This window comes from Novosphingobium mathurense (assembly GCF_900168325.1).
GTDB classification, from domain to species: Bacteria; Pseudomonadota; Alphaproteobacteria; order Sphingomonadales; family Sphingomonadaceae; genus Novosphingobium; species Novosphingobium mathurense.
In genome coordinates, this window is the sequence record NZ_FVZE01000014.1 from 40313 (window position 1) to 57852 (window position 17540).

A 17540-nucleotide genomic window follows, 5' to 3' on the forward strand; every position below is an offset into this window, starting at 1 on the left:
GTAGCGTGTGAGCTGCCGAATGCTGCGACCGGAAGATTTTTTCTGCGTCATTTCCCTGTATTAGACGACATCCCTACCAAGGACCTAAACTTGACCCATTCGATTACCTTGAAGAATGGCATTACATTCGCCAACGATGCACCATTTGTTCTAATCGGTGGCATGAATGTCATTGAAGACCGCGAGATTGTTCTGGAGGTTGCCCGTACTTTCGTTGAAGTCACCGCGCGTTTAGGCATTCCATATGTCTTCAAGGCCAGTTTTGACAAAGCAAACCGCTCATCAATCAATTCATTTCGCGGCCCCGGGCTCGACAAGGGCCTCGAAATTCTCGCTGAAGTGAAGGAAACATTCGGTCTGGCCGTGCTCACTGACGTACATGAGCCATGTCAGGCAGCGCCTGCCGCCCAGGTTGCGGACATCATTCAACTACCCGCCTTTCTGGCTCGGCAAACCGATCTAGTGATAGCCATGGCTAAGACTGGCGCTGTTATCAATGTCAAGAAGCCGCAATTTTTGGCGCCTCAAGAAATGGCTCATATACTGCGCAAATGCGAGGAAGCGGGTAACCGTCGTATAATTCTTTGTGAGCGTGGCAGCAGCTTCGGCTACAATAATTTGGTGGTCGATATGCTCGGTATGGACTTAATGAAGGCGATGGCGCCTGTTGTGTTTGATGCCACTCACGCGCTGCAGCGGCCCGGCGGCCGTGCTGATAGTGCCGACGGGCGTAGAGCCCAAGCTTCCGCACTGGCGCGCTCGGGGATGGCGCTCGGCCTCGCCGGACTGTTTCTGGAAGCTCATCCAGACCCAAACAACGCCCTGTGCGACGGTCCTTGTGCGTTGCGCCTCGATAAACTCGAGCCTTATTTGGAACAGTTGCTAGCACTTGATCGCCTAGTCAAAACGTTTCAGTCCATCGAGTTAGATTAATTTCAGTAGTGTCGTCGGTCTGAGGGGGCCGCGTTTAAAGATTCTGAGCGAGCCACCCTCACATGAATTTGGGGTATCGCGCGTGGAAGGAAACAGTATGAGTGAACAGGCAATTCTCAAGGTATTCGTCGGCTATGACAGTCGGGAAGATATTGCTTGGCAGGTTTGCAAACACTCGCTCCTTCGCCATTCGGGCGACGATTTGCTCGTTTCTCCGTTGCGGCAAGATGTGCTTCGCGAATTAAATCTCTACACCCGTCCAATTGACAAGTCTGCGTCAACGGAGTTTTCGCTGACTCGTTTTTTGACACCCTATTTAGCCGCTACGTCGGGCTGGGTGGTCTTTTGTGACTGCGATTTCCTCTTTACGACCGACATCCGCAAAGTTCTCGAAAATCTCGATCCGGCCAAAGCAGTTTACTGCGTGCAGCACGATTACACGCCGCACTTCGGGGTCAAAATGGACAACCAGAAGCAGACCACTTACCCTCGGAAGAATTGGTCTTCATTCATGGTCCTCAATTGCGATCATCCCTACGTTAAGGCACTAACGCCGGAGGTCGTAAACTCTGCGTCCCCTGCCTATTTACATCGCTTTAGCTGGGTTTCGAATGATGCCGCCATAGGCGCCCTCGATCTTGATTGGAATTTCCTCGAAGGCGAGTATGCAAAGCCCGAAACGCTACCGCGTGTGGTCCACTATACAAATGGCGGGCCTTGGTTCGATGAATGGCAAGACGTAGATTATGCCGATGAGTGGCGCGAGGAACGTGCGCTATATGAGGCATCGGCTAGCAGATCCCGAGAGGCGGCGTGAACCAACCTGCCGCAACTGAAAATCTTAGATCTGAAATCTTCAGTCGCGGCGCTGCATTAGCGTATTCTTTCCAGGCCAGTACGCCCTAATGCGGTCGCACCACATTCGTGGTCCAATTGTCCAACTAGCTCCCCCGGCGCGCAATTCTCGTATGATTGTGGTGAGATCGCGCCAGACCGAGGTGCGTTCGTCAAGACTCTCGTACAGTTTGAGAAATTGATGAACACCAAGCACATCGACCATGTGGAAGACCCCATGGAAGCCAAATGACATGTGCAAGTTGCCACTTCGCTCGCAGGAAAAGCGTGCGGCTAGTGTTGTTTCAGCAAACCGCAGTCCGCGCTTTTCTAGTGCGGATCGGTTCACCCGCCCGATCATGACATCCTCCGGATGGCCAATTGTCATTCCCGGAGCACGGCACGCCTCCATTAGATTCCGGCTTCGTAGTGAGAACCCTCCGTTGCCGACATTATGTCCATCGCTGAATTGGGGCCAGGGGGCGCCAATGTAGTCACATTCGAGGAAGGCGTCTTCCCAAAGCTTCGGATGGGTCGGATAGCCATCCCACTGGACTAACATACAGTGCTGCAATGTCACATGATCGACTAGGTCACGCAACACGAACTGCGAATAAGCCGCGCTACTGACGATAGGTTCTATCGTCACAACGCGGATCCCTGGAGTCGCAATTTCATGCGCTGAATCGGTAAAAAGCACACAATCGCCAAAATTAGCTACTGTCATTGCCCGGCGCAGTGCCGCCACGGTAGCCAGAATGTTGACCGAGGCGACCGCACAAAGCATTACTCCGGGTAGCGACAACTTACGAGCCCGGACAGAACCGCTATCGTCTAAAAGCGGGCTCATAGGTCAACGACAAACTGTTCGCTGTAAGGGCTCAGCGATGGATGGTGATAGGGATCTGGCTTCTGGTCGGTGTGCCAAATTGCCTTGAGGGCCGCCAGTTCACCTGCCAGTCGGCGTGCGCCAATTGGATCGCGATCATGACCGCGCGATTTCGATTCATGATGGATCAGTCGGGTTCGGGGTTCATACAGAGCGGCATACCCGAGCTTCGCTAGTTTCAGACACAAGTCGACATCATTGAAAGCGACTGGAAAGTTCTCCTCGTCAAAGCCGCCCGCCAATTTGAAACGGGCGCGTTGGACGACGAGACAGGCACCCGTGACAGCTGAAACAAACTGTGGGAGCGCGTGACGGCAGAAATAGCCGTGTTCCTCGGGGCGCACATCGCGATGTGCATGCGCAGCGCCCCCTCCTACACCGAGCACTACGCCGGCGTGCTGCACGCTTCCATCAGGATAGACTAGCATCGGTCCAACTGCACCGACATCATCACGCCTTGCTTGCGCAACAAGGATCGATAACCAATTGGGATCAAGAATCTCAATATCATTGTTGAGGAAGCACAAGAAAGGCGAGCTGGTCTGACGGACCGCTGCGTTGTTGATTGCCGAATAATTGAAAGGACCGGGGTGGCGCAAAATCTTGTGCCGCGGCAATTCAAGTTTCGAGAGTAGATCTAAAGTAGTGGGATCGTCGCTGTCATTATCAACGATGACGATCTCCATTTCGGGATAGTCGGTCTGTGCCAGACCCTCAAGACAGGTACGCAAAAGCTGGGTGCCGTTTCTCGTCGGTATAATCACAGAAACCTTTGGCATTTGCGCACGGGCGGGCAGTTTCACTGCCGCTGGCGTGGTAGGACTTGGCCGCTTGGCGCGGTGGTGGAGGATGGCAGGCAAATGGTGCGGCGCCCATTCTCCATTAGACCCGCGCAGGACCTTTAGGGTCAGGCTATCAATCCAGTCAGGGAGGTCGATGACAGCCAGCAGAGCATCTTGATCTACCCAGACAATGCTTGCACCTGACAGGTAGTTGTGATGACGGAATAGCTCGGGATTCCAGTCTGGCTTGAAATGCGGCGCGCAGCGCTGTCCTGAGACATCACAAACATCATCGTCTGCATAGACGACGAAGCCTTTCACCTCCATTGAGACGTGCGCATAACGGCGTTGGGCATTCGGAGCCAGTGTATCGCCGGCGCTTATCGGCAGTAACCAACCGCCACCTTTCCCCAACGTTACGGCAACCTGCTCGAATGAAGATCGCCGCGCAGCGCTACCGACCGCCCCCTCGATAACAATCGCCGCTTGAGGGTTATCAAGGCTTGCGAGAGTTCTCGCCAAGGCAACTTTGTCAACACCTGCTTCAACGACGACGGTGAGAGTTGGTAAAGCGCTGAAATTGCCATGATTGGCCGGCTGAGCACCTACGACGGCACCGTAAGCAGCCCGTGCGCATCTTCGCGCTAGCCAGACAGCATAGGCATGCCGCGATCGACCGAGGAGCGGTGACAGGCGGGATCTCGCCCGCAGCCGTTTGCCGAGCAAGCGCCACCAAAGCCCGCTTACGTAGGCACGAGGCGACAGTCGGAAAGCATCTACGTGTATCAAAGCCTCAAGTTTTGCCTGACTGAGCCAAGCGGCACCAGATCGAGCTCCTGTCCGCCGCTCCTGCGCTCTCCTGTCGCAAATTGGCGTTAGCTTTGGCATTTGAGCCCTCAGGCGATACCCCTCTCTGCTAGGATTTTCTCGATCACTGCCTTGTCGCTGGGATTGTTGAGCTCAATCGAATCCCACGCAAGCGGATCGAGTTGCACAACAGAGACCGGCAACCCCAAACTTAGGAAGCGTAACTGCTCGAGTCCTTCAAGCTGCTCCAGTTCGCTCACCGGCGCCGTGCTGTAGGCTGCCAACGCATCTGGCCGGTAGGCGTAAATTCCGAGATGAAGGTGAACAGGAGGAACCTCCGCCTGCGCAGCGCTCTCACTCAGATACGGGATAACCCGCTTGGAAAAATAGAGGGCGCGCTGCCTGTCATCAAACACCACGGTGGTACCACCGACTCGTCCCTGTGCCTGATCACCCAACAGATGCGCCAAGACTGAACGTGAACAGCGCACACCTGGCGTCGCCATAAGTGCACTACGGTCCTCGCTAAGCCTTCGCACTAAATCGGTCACAATATGCCCAGGTGAAAGCGGAGCATCACCTTGTAGGTTCACAATAACATCGGCGATCGCCCCAAGCCGCGCTACAGCATCTGCGCAGCGCTCGGTTCCGTTGGCGCAATCGGGCGAGGTCATGACTACGTCACCTCCAAATCGCCGGACTTCCTCGGCGATCCGCTCATCGTCGGTCGCAACCCATACTCCGACAGAGCCCTTGACCGAAAGCGCGCACTCCCAGCTGCGTTGGATCAGCGCTTTGTCGATGCCAGTCGAACCACGCAGAGGAACCAGCGGCTTGCCCGGATAACGCTGCGAAGCATACCGTGCCGGAATGATAATCGCGAAACTTTCCAACGTAGCCTCCGTGGATTAAGCGATACCAAGACGGAGAAAGTCATGAACATGGACGATGCCGATGGGTACGGCTCCGCTCACTTCGACCTCCTCATTGCCAATGGCGTCGATCACAAAAGCGCAAGTCACATGCGCATTGTTAAGGATGTGTACGGCATCTTCTGCACTAGTGTCCGAACGTAAAAGGCGCGGTTGGCCAGTCATCACCTCGCTCGCCGTTGCAGTTTGCAACATCGTGAAATGACGGCGTAGATCGCCATCAGTAATGATCCCGATAAGACCGCCACTCTCATCAACGACGCCAGCAACACCAAAACCACGCGCAGTCATTTCAACGATTACATCGACCATCGCAGTTTCTGGTCCGACCAAGGGCAGTTGATCCGCTCCGTGCATCAGTTCCGAAACAGCCAAGAGGCGTAGACCGATCGAGCCACCCGGGTGAAGTTCCTTCATCATGTCACGCGAAAAGCCGCGCATGTCCATTACCGCCATCGCTAACGCGTCGCCAAGCGCGAGTTGTAGCGTAGTAGAAGTGGTCGGCGCGATGTTCGCCGGGCAGGCCTCTCTCATAGCCGGCAAACAGAGGGAAACGTCAGCCTTCTCGTTGACCAAGGACTGCGGATTCGAGGTGATGCCGATGACCTTCACGCCAATACGCGATGCGTGATGAAGGATTGCCCTCAGTTCAGACGTATTACCTGAGTTGGAGATGACCATTAGAATGTCGCCGTGCACGAGCATGCCGAGATCTCCGTGAGCGGCCTCGGCAGGATGTACGTAGCTTGCAGGCGAGCCCGTGGCGGCAAGCGTTGCGGCAATTTTGCGGCCAATGTGGCCCGACTTCCCCATGCCGGTCACGACCACACGTCCATCTTGTTGATGAACTAGACGGCACGCCTCCACGAATGAACTGTCGAGCATGCTAGCCAACGCCTGCAGCGCATTGGCTTCAATGCTAACTACCTCGATGCCTCGACCAAGAATGGCGGCATCATCGAGTTGCGGCGTTGATATAGGCGCATCGACTGCTGCAGCATCTTGACCCAAAGAACGAGATAAAGTCATAAGAGGCCGGTTCTTCATTAAATTCATTGCAGACATTTCCGAGGGTCAAGCGATATGTTTTCGTATCGCAATTGTTTGTAGAAGGAAGCAGAATAGTACTAGTTGTTATCCTGCCACGTTAGGACCTCCCTCGAGAATCCCCCGCAAATAAATCCCATAAGTAGACTTGCCTAGACTATCGACAGCGCGCTTCAGGCCGGCTTCATCGATCAGCCCCTTTCGGAAGGCGACTTCTTCTGGGCAAGCAATCTTGAAACCTTGACGCTTTTCGAGCGTGCGGACAAACTCAGCGGCCTCAATGAGACTTTCAGGTGTGCCGGTGTCTAACCATGCAAAGCCTCGGCCCATAAGTTCGACAGATAGTTGCCCACGCTCGAGGTAAACTAGATTAACGTCGGTGATCTCAAGCTCGCCGCGTGGAGACGGTTTCAGATCGGCCGCGATATCGACCACCTGCTCGTCGTAGAAATAGAGGCCCGTAACTGCCCAGTTTGAACGCGGAACTTGTGGCTTCTCCTCGATTGAGATCGCCCTTTTCTCTGCATCGAACTCAACCACGCCGTAACGCTCCGGATCGGTTACGTGGTAGGCTAAGACGGTGGCGCCACTCGGGTTGCTAGTGGCACGGTCGAACAATTCTCCAATTCCATGTCCGTAGTAGATATTGTCGCCAAGGATTAGCGCGGAGCTCTGACCTCGCACAAAATCAGCGCCGATAACATACGCCTGCGCAAGACCATCAGGGCTAGGCTGCACAGCATATTCGATCTGCATGCCCCATTGTGTTCCATCACCAAGCAAAGCCTGGAACATGGGTAAGTCGCGCGGAGTGGAGATCAGCAAAACTTCGCGAATGCCAGCCAGCATTAGCGTCGTTAGCGGATAGTAAATCATTGGCTTGTCGTAGACCGGCATGAGCTGCTTAGAGACAGTCAGCGTCATCGGATGGAGGCGGGTTCCCGATCCACCAGCCAAGATAATGCCCTTCACGCTTAGTTCTCCCCGATTTTAGTGGAACCAACGGCTGTAGACCAATCGCCTGAGCAAAGCTCCTCGACAATTTCAGCAACAGCGACTTGCCATGGGCGTGGGATGATTCCGAAATCGTCTGCGATGCGGCCTGTCTGGAGCCGTGAATTGGCGGGCCGCCGCGCGCGGGTAGGATAGTCGGCAGTACCGACCTTTGCCACCTCGGGCATAGGAGCACCGTATTGACTTGCCTTATCAAAGATCATGCAAGCAAGCTCGTGCCAGGTCGCTTCGCCAGCATTCACGAAATGGTACACTCCGAATGGAGCGTCGGGATCTGAAAGTTGCTGCAATAAGATGGTACTTACCGCGTGCGCTATGTCCGCCGCAGAAGTCGGACAACCTAACTGATCAGCAACAACGCCTAAACTCCGACGCTCGCCCCCCAAGCGCAGCATCGTCTTCAGGAAATTATTGCGATGCGCACTAAGGACCCAAGCAGTTCGCAGTACGATTGCGCGGGGGTGTGCCGCGCGTACCGCCAGCTCTCCAGCAAGCTTGCTGGCGCCATAGGCTCCAACCGGTGCCACAGAAGCGCACTCGCTATATGGTTCCAACGCCAAACCGTCAAAAACATAGTCCGTCGAGATCTGGATGAAGCTGGCGCCCGCCCTATACGCAGTCTCTGCTAGCCAAGCTGGTCCCTGCGCATTGTAAAGAAACGCATTCGCGACATCATCCTCAGCAGCGTCGACTGCGGTATAGGCAGCACAGTTGATTACCGCATCCCAAACTCCGTTCTCGAAGATCTCGACAATACTACTACGATTGCCGAGATCGAGTGCGCCACGATCTGGGAACACCAACTCGACACCTTGAGGCCAAGTGATCCTCGCCAGTTCTAGGCCAACCTGGCCTGTGCCGCCAGTTACTAAAATACGGTTCATATCAGCCCGTCACCAAACCAAGACGCGCGGTATCGTAACGATCGCTGATCAGCGGCTGCCACCAGTCAGATCGTTGCAGATACCAGCGCACAGTAGTCTCGATGCCTTCTTCGAAAGTCACTTGAGGAGCCCAGCCAAGCTCCCGGCGGATTTTGCTTGCATCAATCGCGTAGCGGTGATCATGCCCGGGGCGGTCGGCGACGAACGTAATTTGTGAGGCATAGCCTTGACCATCCCCACGCGGACGCAGCTTGTCGAGTACCGCGCAAATCGTCTCAACGACCTCAATGTTGCGGCGCTCGGCATTTCCGCCAACGTTGTAGGACTCACCTGGAACTCCGCGCTCGAAGACCGTCTGCAACGCGCGAGCATGATCCTCTACAAACAACCAATCACGCACGTTGGCGCCATCGCCATATATCGGCAGAGGTTCGCCTGCGAGTGCACGAATGATAATGAGGGGAATCAGTTTTTCGGGGAAATGATAGGGGCCGTAGTTATTTGAGCAGTTGGTCAACAGGACCGGCAGGCCATATGTATGGCCCCAAGCGCGCACCAGATGATCTGACCCGGCTTTCGATGCCGAATAGGGCGATCGCGGATCGTACGCTGTGTCCTCAGTGAAAAGGCCATCATCGCCGAGAGTGCCAAAGACTTCGTCGGTCGAAATGTGGTGGAATCGGAAATTCGCTTTACGCTCGCACTCCAACCCTTGCCAATAAGCGAGCGCTTGCTGGAGCATCGAAAAAGTGCCCACCAAATTTGTTTCGATGAATGCGCTCGGGCCATCGATGGAGCGGTCAACATGGCTCTCAGCGGCCAGATGAGCGACGATATCAGGTTGGAAGGTCTCGAACACCTGTGCCACTGCCTGCACATCGCAAATATCAGCGCGCGCGAAACTGTAACGGGGGTTACCCTCGACGTCTGCAAGCGAGGTCAGGACACCCGCGTATGTCAGCTTGTCAAAGTTGAGAACTTCATGTTCGGTGTTCGCCAGAAGATGGCGTATCAGCGCCGACCCGATAAAGCCAGCGCCGCCAGTCACCACAATACGCATCTACTTGCTCCTGAATTTCAAGCCTCGATCAACTCGAGTGGCTTCCCATCGTAGGCGAAGGGGCTGTCGAAGTCAGCAAGGTCGGGCAAGTCGGCATCCTTGCCGGAAAGTTCTGGCGTGCGCCCCTGCAAGGGCCAGTCGATCGCAATTTTCGGACAGTCCCACCGAACGCCCCCATCGCATTCAGGCGCGTAGTAGTCAGAAACCTTGTAGATGACCTCGGTGTCCGGCTCTAGTGTGATGAACGCGTGCCCGAATCCCACGGGGATGAACAGCTGAGTGCCATTTTCAGCGCTGAGTTTGGCAGCAACATGACGCCCGTAAGTGGGCGATCCCCGCCTTAAGTCGACAGCATAGTCGATGATACTACCACGTACGCAACGAACTAACTTTGCCTGCGCATGCGGCGCCGACTGGAAATGGATCCCACGGATCGTGCCCGGGATCTTGGAGTAACTGTGGTTGTCCTGAACGAATTTACAGTCAACACCGAACTCTGCCCAGCGCCTCTCAACAAACGTTTCGCTGAACCAGCCTCGATTATCACCGAAGCGTTTCGTGCCAATCAAAATTACCGACATGCACCTGCTCATTTAAAGAAGGAAGTCGCATTAACCGCGCCTACTCGAAACACCACAAGGCCTAGCGGCCACATCTGCTGCAATGCAACCATTGGATCATGTTTTTCACAACTGATGCCAGCCCGCCACAAAAAGCTCGACCTGCACCGCGCTATTTTACCGCATTGCTTATGCCAATGATCGAGTAAGCCATTGATGATACGATACTAACGAACTTCTGCAAATCAGCGAGCGGCGCGTTAGAAACATAGAGAACGTCGCCATTGCGAATCGGAAAACCTTGAGCAACGAAGAACGATCCAGGATCGTTGAGATCCAGTTTGTAGATCACCGGAAGGCGTCCATCGGGCGTCAGCCTTCGTCCTGTCAATGCGGCCGGATCCATGACTGCGGGATCTTCAAGACGGAATATGAAAACGCCTCTGCGGTTCGCGCGGTTGTCGAGCAACCCTCCAACTCGCCCAAGCGCTTGGGCAAGCGTGAAGCCAGTCCCTTCAAAAGGCACTTCCGAATTGGAAGCCACAGCTCCCAATGCAGTAAACGTATAAGGCTGATAGAGCGCGGTCAGCACATCTCCTGGAAGCAGATGGATGTTCTGCACAGGGTCGAGTAGAACTGATTCAAGCGGTTGTGACACCGAACGACCGCCTCGCGTCAGACGGAGCGTCACCTTTCCGGTAGGCTGCGATACACCACCGACGCTGGCGAGCGCATCCAGAACCCGCTCTCCCTTCGCAGTCAAAGGCACCGGCGCGTTGGTTCGCACGTCGCCGACGACGGTCACACTGGACGAGCGATTGCCAGCAACGCGCACCATCACTTGCGGCAAATGCGCCTTGCCGGTCAGACGCGCTACGATCGCCCGCTCAAGTTGCTGCACACTGAGGCCCGCTGCCTGCACGGCACCGACAAATGGAATTCGAATTGTCCCATCCTCAGCCACCATCTGCGCGGGCAAGCTCGAATTCTGAATCACTTCCGGCGCTAGTATCGGCACGCTGGAGACAGCCATCCCACCTCCTACCGCACCAAAAAGAGCTGCCGGCGGCGCCTCCCAAATACTGATATCCAGTGTGTCACCAGCGCCGATCATCTGAACGCCTGCGGGGTCATCGCCGAAAACTTGGGCAAAAGTCTCACCCTGTCGCGAAGCAATCACGCGGCGCGCCACGTTATCTGTCAAATCGACCAGCGCAATTTGAGCGCCATCGAGCTTCTTGCTCACGCCGCTTTCGACCTTCGCGCTTTGCGGACCGCTAGCCCCCAACGAAGCGCAGCCCGAGAGAACCATGGCAATTGCCGCCACGGTCAGACTTAGAGTGAGGCGACGAGAACTCGTAGGACGAGAACTCGTAGATAGTCGCTTTGAGCCCCTCAAGGCCCGGCAAGTCGCATGGCGATGCATGTGATTAGACAGCATGCGGCCGCTTTTATGAGCTTCCCGCCATCGGTCAAGAGCGCGCTAGTCAAGTCTTTGCCTCCGCACGGCGAACTATGTGAAAAAAAATGAAAATGGCCACAGCATGCACGAAGCCGTTGCCAGCTTCGCTCGGGTGGGATACTCCGACAAGCAAAAGATGAGATGGTGCCGACTTTCGGCTAATGCACTCATTTATTAGACGGTAATATTGCATCCGAGGTAAGTATTTAGCATGAATGTTCTCTGGTTATATTCATACCCGAAGACAGGCTCAACTTGGGTCAGGCGAGTTATTCAAGAAATACTTGCGCCAGAACTCTCCCCGTTCGAGGCCATTTCGTCTGTTCAGCATGAATTGCCAAAAGCTCCGGTTAGCTTTGAAGTCTGGGGAACGGAGATGGCCATATTCAAAACCCACAATCCTCCTGGGCATCCCGCCGACGGCCGAGTAGGTTTGAAGGATGCAGGGTATATTTCGGTCTATCGGCATCCACTTGACGTGTTACTCTCTTCGCTAAATTACTCCTTCATCAAGGGGGAAAGCCGGATCTTCAAGGGGGGTATCCTTAAGAACGTCGACCAGATCATCCAAGACGATGAGATCGGCCATTACATCGGCCAGTTCATCCACCATCAGGGCTGCCGTCGATATGTGAAGCTCTGTGGTGGCTACGCAGAATACTATCGTAATTGGGAGACTGTCGCCGCACGAGGCCCTCATTTGATGCTCCGGTATGAGGACATTGTCGCGGACAAGGTTAAGGCGATCACAAGCATCGCACATTTCATTGGGCGAGAGGACGCCGACTGCACGAAGATCTATGAGAAAATAGAAGAGAAAACTGCAATCGATGGTCGGTTTCACTGGCGGAAGAAGGCATACAACTTTGAAGGATATGTACCCCGACGGTTCATTTCCAAATTTGAACGTAGTTGTGCCGATGTACTGAACTATTTCGGTTATGAACCAACCATCCAGCAGCGGCAGAAACAAGCCGAAGTCGCGCTGCCTGGAGACACCACGCCCCCCACGAGGAGGAAGCCCGACAAGGAACTTTAAGTTACTGATCTTTCAATGTTTTTTGAAGGACTGCCAACATAGATCAACCTTCTTCAAAATGCTGCGTCCTCCCTTCAAGTCGTCGCGACACGCTGCGCTATTTAATCGCGGTTAGCGCAGCTTTTGCCGCTACCAACTTTACTAGCGCCGCGCGCGCTAAGGGTGCTGCCAGCGTCACAGATCATGGCGCACTCGGAAATGGAATTGCAGACGATACCACAGCGTTCGAGCGCGCCATCAACAGCGGCGCATCGATTATTTCGATTCCGAAAGGGATCTACCGGCTGACCCGGCAAATTGCGATTCCTTCGGGTATCTCATTGCGAGGATCAGGGGCGCCGCAGATTGTTCTAGACGTCAAGCACTTTAACGAGACGCGCATCTCGAGAACTTATGCCCCCAATGCATGCGCCTTGCTCTTCCTTGGCAGTCAAGGCGGCGGCGCATCTGGACTTACCTTCACGCTAAGCGCATATGGCAGCGAACTCGTGGTTATGGCGCTCGCCCTGCGGGCTTCTACGCAGATCCAAATTCTTGACTGCACATTCTACGGCTTCAGTAAAACCAAGATTATACGGATCGACAGTTGCTCAGACTGCGTTATCGCAGCCAACCATTTCTATAACTGCCACCTTTCTTGTGAGGGTCCAGCCCAACTCACTTGCATCGACGTCGATGACAACAGATTGAGAGACGGTAGCAGCAAACTACGGATCATCGGCAACATTATCCGAAATATTACGGTCTCTCCAGCGTTTCTCACTACCCACGGCAATCAAACCGATGGCATCAATATTAGCCATGAGACTAGCTCAGGCCATCTAATCGCGGGCAACACCATCGATACTGTCGGCGATGGGATCGACTGTTTCGGCCATGAATGCATGATAGAAGGCAATATATTACAGAACTGCCACAATTTTGGGGTCAAGTTGATCCATGGCGCACACCGCAACATAGTACGCGACAATAGAATAGAGAACCCTGGGTTGGGCGGCATCGTGCTGACAGGAAGTGGTGCAAATGCCACTGATACAGCGCAGAACATTGTGACAGAAAATAGGATCAGCGGTGTCGGCGCTCACAATCAGTGGCCTGGCGCGACAACCTTCGGGATAAAGCTTGAGGATGATCATGGAGAAAGAATTGCGCGAGACAATATCATTCGCTCCAACACAATCGAACGCGGCCCAAGGATGGAGATCGGTATCCTCATAGCGGACCGGGCTTCGGGCAACGTCATCACCGACAATTCGGTAGAGGGCTACCATCGGGCAGACTATTTTCTAAAAAATCCGAGCCTTCAGACTCTAAAGCGCAAAGTGGAGAAATAACGTCGGTACTGCCGCTTCACATGCGCCATAAAAGGCCTGATAACGTACTATGCGCTCCTCGAATTTTATTTCCCCCTCATTTCCTATATTACTGTAGACGCAAGGTACCCATCCGGTGAAGGCCGCGGCGGCCGTGGCTAGGTCGCCTTTGGTTTGACGATGCGCTTTGCTGCGGCGTTGCGCCTGGCGGCGATACGCGCGAGTGATGCCTCGATCGGCAAGGTGTCGAGTTCGCCGGGGTCGTAGCCATCGAGCCAGTCGTTGATTTCGGCATGCTGCTCGTGCGTGGGATCGGACCTGATCTCCAGCATGTCGTAGAATCCCGAGATGCCTCCGCAATCCTCGGGAGGACAGTCGCGCTCGCCGTCGATGAAGCGCGGATAAGCGAGAGCCGGGTCACCCTGTCGAACATCGCTCAGGGTGAGCGTGTGCTGCCAGTCGTCACCAAAGTCGTAGGAATACGCAATCGTGGTCGTGCCGGGAGCGAGAACATCGCGCAGGCGGACGCGCGCGGCAATCTTGCGCGGAGCGGTTCCCCAGTCGTCTTCCATCGGGAGGCCATAAGTCTGACCGTCAATGCGCATCTCCCAGAGATGGTAATCGAACCATCCCATCGCGGCCTGGACGATGTCGTGCAGAACCTTGAGAGTGACCGAGGTCGGCACTTCGACCAATCGCCAAATCGGCGGGTTGCTGTCCTTAAGCTCAATGCGCAGCGTTGCGATCTGCAGAAAACTGTCGATGGCCGTGGGCCTGTCTGTCGATCGGGCGGTCATGCCACCTGCGATAGCACTCCGGGCCGGACTTGCCAGTTCCAGGGAAGCAGTTCGTCGAGCCGGTTGACGGGATGCTCGGCAATGCGGGCCAGGACATCGGCCAGCCAGGCTTGCGGATCGATGTCGTTGAGCCGGGCGGTCTGGATCAACGAGTAGAGTACGGCGGCGCGCTGTCCGCCGCGATCGGAGCCGCAGAACAGCCATGCCTTGCGCCCAAGGGGCACGCAGCGCAGTGCCCGTTCGGCGGCGTTGTTGGTGATGCAGATCCGACCATCGCCGAGGAACCTCGTGAAGGCATCCCAGCGTCGGAGCATGTAGTTTATCGCCTTGGCCAGATCGTGGTTGTGCGAGAGCTTCGCGAGCTGAGCGGTGAGCCAGGCGTGCAGATCCGTCATCAGCGGTTCGCTGAGTTCCTGCCGGACGGCGACGCGCTCTTCGGTCGCCTTGCCGTTGATGCCACGCTCAATCTCGAACAGGGCATCGAGGCGCTGCACGGCTTCCAGCGCGATCGGGTAAATCATGCCGGTGCGCTCGCCACGGCTCTTCCTGCGCGCGGCAGCCTCGACGTCGGCCAGTTCAAAGAACTTGCGCCGTGCGTGCGCAAAGCAGCCCGCCTCGATCACGGATGCAGGCTGACGGCCGGGCGCGTAGAGCTCGTTGTAGCCGCCATAAGCATCGGCCTGCAGAATCCCTGCCCAGGACGCCAGATGCGCCCGAGGATGCTCGCCGCGCCGGTCGCGGGAATAGTGGAACAGGGCTGCGGGCGGATCGCTGCCGGCAAAGGGCCGGTCATCGCGAACGTAGACCCACAAGCGCGCGGTATCGGTCTTGCCCTTGGCAAGGACCGGCACGGTCGTATCGTCGCCATGCAAACGCCGTGCAGCCAGGACATGGGCCTCGATCCGTCGGTAGAGCGGCATCAGCGCGAAGGCCGCCGCGCCTACCTGATCGGCCAGCGTCGAAGTGCTGAGTGCCACGCCTTCGCGGGCAAAGCGCTCGGCCTGGCGGTTGAGGGGCTGGTGCTGGCCATACTTCTCGAACAGCAGCATGGCGAGGAAACTGGGCCCGGCCCATCCGCGCGGCACCACATGGAACGGCGCCGGGGGCTGCGTGATCGCCTCGCAATCCCGGCACGAAAACTTCTCGCGCACCGTCTGGATCACCTTCCACTGGCGCGGGATCACCTCGAGCGTCTCGGTCACGTCCTCGCCTAGCTTCGACAGGCGCGCGCCGCCGCAAGCCGGGCACGAGCACGGCGCAGGAATGACGACGCGCTCGCGCGGGAGATGTTCGGGAAACGGCTTGCGGCTCGGCCGCTTGCGCGCGAATGCGGCGACATCGGCTGTCCTGGCCGCGGCAACTTCGGCGGCCAGGTTATCCTCGCAGGCATCGGCCTCGAGGTCTTCCAGCTGCAGCTCGAGCTGGTCGAGCAGGCGACGACTGCGCTCGGCGCTGGCGCCATATTGCTCGCGGCGCAACTTGGCAATCTGCAGCTTGAGGTGAGCGATCATCGCCTCGGTCGCGCTCTCGCGAGCCCTGGCATTGGCGAGGCGTGCCTCGGCATCGTCGGCGCGTTCGAGCGCGGCGGACAGCAGCGCCTTGAGCGCTTCGACGTCGTCCGGGAGGGGCGATGCGGCCGTGTCCATAAGGGGCATGGAATCACAGATCGGTGCAGCGTTGAAGCCAAAAATGCGCCGGAAGACGAAGAAAGTGCCCGGTCTATCCCGCGCTCTGCGGGCGCCAGGAATACTGCGGGTTACGCCAGTCGATCCCCTCCAGCAGGCAGGACAATTGCGCGTTGGTCAGCGAGACAATCCCGTCCTTCGCCGAGGGCCACACGAAGCGTCCCTTCTCGAGCCGCTTGGAATAGAGGGACATGCCGATCCCGTCGTGCCAGATGATCTTGATCAGCGAGCCAGTCCGTCCGCGAAACACGAACAGGTCGCCCCCGTGCGGATCGCGCTTCAGACCCTGCTGGACCTGTAAGGCCAGTCCTTGCATCCCTTTGCGCATGTCCGTGTGACCCATGGCGATCCACACCCGCGCGCCCGCTGGGATCATCGCAGCGCCTTCAAGGTCGCGGTGATCAGTGCGGCGGGGGCTCCGGCCGAAATGCGAACAAGCCGGCCTTCGCCCAGTTCCACGGTGATCACGGCACACCGATCACAGCCGTCCGACTTCTCCTCCTTGGCGAGGACCGCCTGGGCAAAGGTTGCCTCCACCATCGGAAGGGATGCCCCTTCGGCTTGTTCGCGTCGTAGATTGCGCCGCCAAGTGTAAATCAGGCTGGTCGATACGTCCCGCCGCCGAGCCACCTCCGCGACACATGCGCCCGGCGCGAAGGCCTCGGCCAGGATCTGGAACCGCTCCTCGTCCCGCCACCGCCGCCGCCGCTCTGGCCCCGTCATTACCGTGATCTGCCCCATGCTGCGCTCCTAAGCTCGCTCATACGAGCGCTCTTAAGACCGGTCGTTCACTCGCCGAACAAGGCGGGGCCCACCGGATGGGTACGACGCAAGTACTTATCAAGCGATAAATGACTATAGTTGCGATCTCGAACATAATATATCAGAATTTCGTTCCAATTTATGAATGGTAGATTTTAAAGTTCTCCAATATGCACCGTAACAACACAGAATTCCTGAAAGATAAAATCCAGACTGCGAGGTCGGCCAGTGACTGGCGGACACTGATAAGTGTTGGCGGTGAATTAGAACGGCTAGGGGAATATGCTGAAGCATGGCTGGCCTTGGCAGAAGGTGCCGAAATTCGCAAAGGCACGATTTTGCCGAACTGGGCAGGGCCTAACGATACATGTAAAAGACTTTTGATCCGCCGCCGCATCAGACATTTGGGCGCTGAGTTGCGAAACGCTAGATTCATTGGCTGCGCTTTGCGCGACGTCGACAAGGTCACTGTAGCCACTGAAGCGCGCCTCATCCCACTTCTACAGCGCAGTTTTCCTGCTGCCCAATTTGTTGATGCAGAGGCAGCTTCGTCAATTGATGGCCCTGGTGTAGAGTCATCTTACGAGCGTCTCGCTTTTCATTACGGCGCAAACGAGCAGGCGATCAAGAATAGCTTCACCCCGCTTATACCAAGGTGCATTGATCAGTACCCATGTGCCCATTGGCGCATTCCGATGGACATGATGCGCCAGGGCTGATCGACGAGCTTGTTCCAAGCG

18 protein-coding genes are annotated in these 17540 nt (G+C 56.2%); 5 read left to right on the forward strand and 13 right to left on the reverse strand.

What is annotated here, in order from left to right:
- Positions 1-90: 90 nt before the first annotated feature.
- Entirely contained in the window at positions 91-933 is an 843-nt protein-coding gene (gene kdsA / locus B5483_RS21280; protein ID WP_139384113.1) for a 3-deoxy-8-phosphooctulonate synthase, read from the forward strand.
- Positions 934-1030: 97 nt separating this feature from the next.
- Positions 1031-1750 (forward strand): glycosyltransferase, encoded by a 720-nt coding sequence (locus B5483_RS21285; protein ID WP_079731910.1) that lies wholly within the window; start codon positions 1031-1033, stop codon positions 1748-1750.
- Positions 1751-1789: 39 nt separating this feature from the next.
- On the opposite strand, the gene B5483_RS23010 is transcribed toward B5483_RS21285, so the two are convergent.
- The 9 genes from B5483_RS23010 to B5483_RS21325 all read right to left on the reverse strand — a co-directional run bounded on the left by B5483_RS23010 (position 1790) and on the right by B5483_RS21325 (position 10988).
- Positions 1790-2515, reverse strand: a complete 726-nt coding sequence (locus B5483_RS23010; protein ID WP_176168162.1) for a DUF5672 family protein — start codon at positions 2513-2515, stop codon at positions 1790-1792.
- Positions 2516-2613: 98 nt separating this feature from the next.
- Complete coding sequence (locus tag B5483_RS21290) at positions 2614-4164, reverse strand: glycosyltransferase family 2 protein (RefSeq protein ID WP_245829507.1); 1551 nt, start codon at positions 4162-4164, stop codon at positions 2614-2616.
- A 170-nt stretch (positions 4165-4334) separates the two neighbouring features.
- Positions 4335-5138 (reverse strand): 3-deoxy-manno-octulosonate cytidylyltransferase, encoded by an 804-nt coding sequence (locus B5483_RS21295; RefSeq protein ID WP_079731912.1) that lies wholly within the window; start codon positions 5136-5138, stop codon positions 4335-4337.
- 15 nt (positions 5139-5153) lie between these two features.
- A complete protein-coding gene (locus B5483_RS21300; protein ID WP_245829508.1) occupies positions 5154-6242 on the reverse strand; it encodes a KpsF/GutQ family sugar-phosphate isomerase in 1089 nt (362 codons plus the stop codon).
- Between the two features lie 69 nt (positions 6243-6311).
- Complete coding sequence (rfbA, locus tag B5483_RS21305) at positions 6312-7196, reverse strand: glucose-1-phosphate thymidylyltransferase RfbA (protein WP_079731913.1); 885 nt, start codon at positions 7194-7196, stop codon at positions 6312-6314.
- Between the two features lie 2 nt (positions 7197-7198).
- Positions 7199-8122, reverse strand: coding sequence for a dTDP-4-dehydrorhamnose reductase (gene rfbD / locus B5483_RS21310; RefSeq protein ID WP_079731914.1), 924 nt, complete (start codon positions 8120-8122; stop codon positions 7199-7201).
- A gap of 1 nt (position 8123) precedes the next feature.
- The gene (gene rfbB / locus B5483_RS21315; RefSeq protein WP_079731915.1) at positions 8124-9182 is read right to left on the reverse strand and encodes a dTDP-glucose 4,6-dehydratase; all 1059 of its coding nucleotides are present in this window, start codon (positions 9180-9182) and stop codon (positions 8124-8126) included.
- A gap of 17 nt (positions 9183-9199) precedes the next feature.
- Positions 9200-9763 carry a dTDP-4-dehydrorhamnose 3,5-epimerase gene (gene rfbC / locus B5483_RS21320; protein WP_079731916.1) on the reverse strand — a complete coding sequence of 188 codons (564 nt, stop codon included), beginning with the start codon at positions 9761-9763 and terminating at the stop codon, positions 9200-9202.
- 151 nt (positions 9764-9914) lie between these two features.
- Complete coding sequence (locus B5483_RS21325) at positions 9915-10988, reverse strand: polysaccharide biosynthesis/export family protein (protein ID WP_245829510.1); 1074 nt, start codon at positions 10986-10988, stop codon at positions 9915-9917.
- 427 nt (positions 10989-11415) lie between these two features.
- Between B5483_RS21325 and B5483_RS21330 the strand changes: the two genes are divergently transcribed.
- Both B5483_RS21330 and B5483_RS23390 read left to right on the forward strand, forming a co-directional pair.
- Positions 11416-12243 (forward strand): sulfotransferase domain-containing protein, encoded by an 828-nt coding sequence (locus B5483_RS21330; protein ID WP_079731917.1) that lies wholly within the window; start codon positions 11416-11418, stop codon positions 12241-12243.
- A gap of 104 nt (positions 12244-12347) precedes the next feature.
- The gene (locus B5483_RS23390) at positions 12348-13577 is read left to right on the forward strand and encodes a right-handed parallel beta-helix repeat-containing protein (RefSeq protein ID WP_281251266.1); all 1230 of its coding nucleotides are present in this window, start codon (positions 12348-12350) and stop codon (positions 13575-13577) included.
- Positions 13578-13714: 137 nt separating this feature from the next.
- Here B5483_RS23390 and B5483_RS21340 read toward each other — a convergent pair whose 3' ends face one another.
- From B5483_RS21340 to tnpA, 4 genes are all read right to left on the reverse strand, one after another.
- Positions 13715-14353 carry a plasmid pRiA4b ORF-3 family protein gene (locus B5483_RS21340; RefSeq protein ID WP_079731919.1) on the reverse strand — a complete coding sequence of 213 codons (639 nt, stop codon included), beginning with the start codon at positions 14351-14353 and terminating at the stop codon, positions 13715-13717.
- Positions 14350-15999 (reverse strand): IS66 family transposase, encoded by a 1650-nt coding sequence (gene tnpC / locus B5483_RS21345; RefSeq protein ID WP_079731920.1) that lies wholly within the window; start codon positions 15997-15999, stop codon positions 14350-14352. The genes B5483_RS21340 and tnpC overlap by 4 nt, the downstream gene beginning before the upstream one ends.
- Before the next feature lie 73 nt (positions 16000-16072).
- Positions 16073-16414 (reverse strand): IS66 family insertion sequence element accessory protein TnpB, encoded by a 342-nt coding sequence (gene tnpB / locus B5483_RS21350; RefSeq protein ID WP_079731921.1) that lies wholly within the window; start codon positions 16412-16414, stop codon positions 16073-16075.
- On the reverse strand, positions 16411-16779 hold the full coding sequence (tnpA, locus tag B5483_RS21355; RefSeq protein WP_079731922.1) for an IS66-like element accessory protein TnpA: 369 nt from the start codon (positions 16777-16779) through the stop codon (positions 16411-16413). Before tnpA ends, tnpB begins: the two co-directional genes overlap by 4 nt.
- Positions 16780-16970: 191 nt before the next feature.
- On the opposite strand from tnpA, the gene B5483_RS23015 reads away from it, so the two are divergent.
- Positions 16971-17519 carry a hypothetical protein gene (locus tag B5483_RS23015; protein ID WP_139384116.1) on the forward strand — a complete coding sequence of 183 codons (549 nt, stop codon included), beginning with the start codon at positions 16971-16973 and terminating at the stop codon, positions 17517-17519.
- Positions 17520-17540 lie beyond the last annotated feature (21 nt).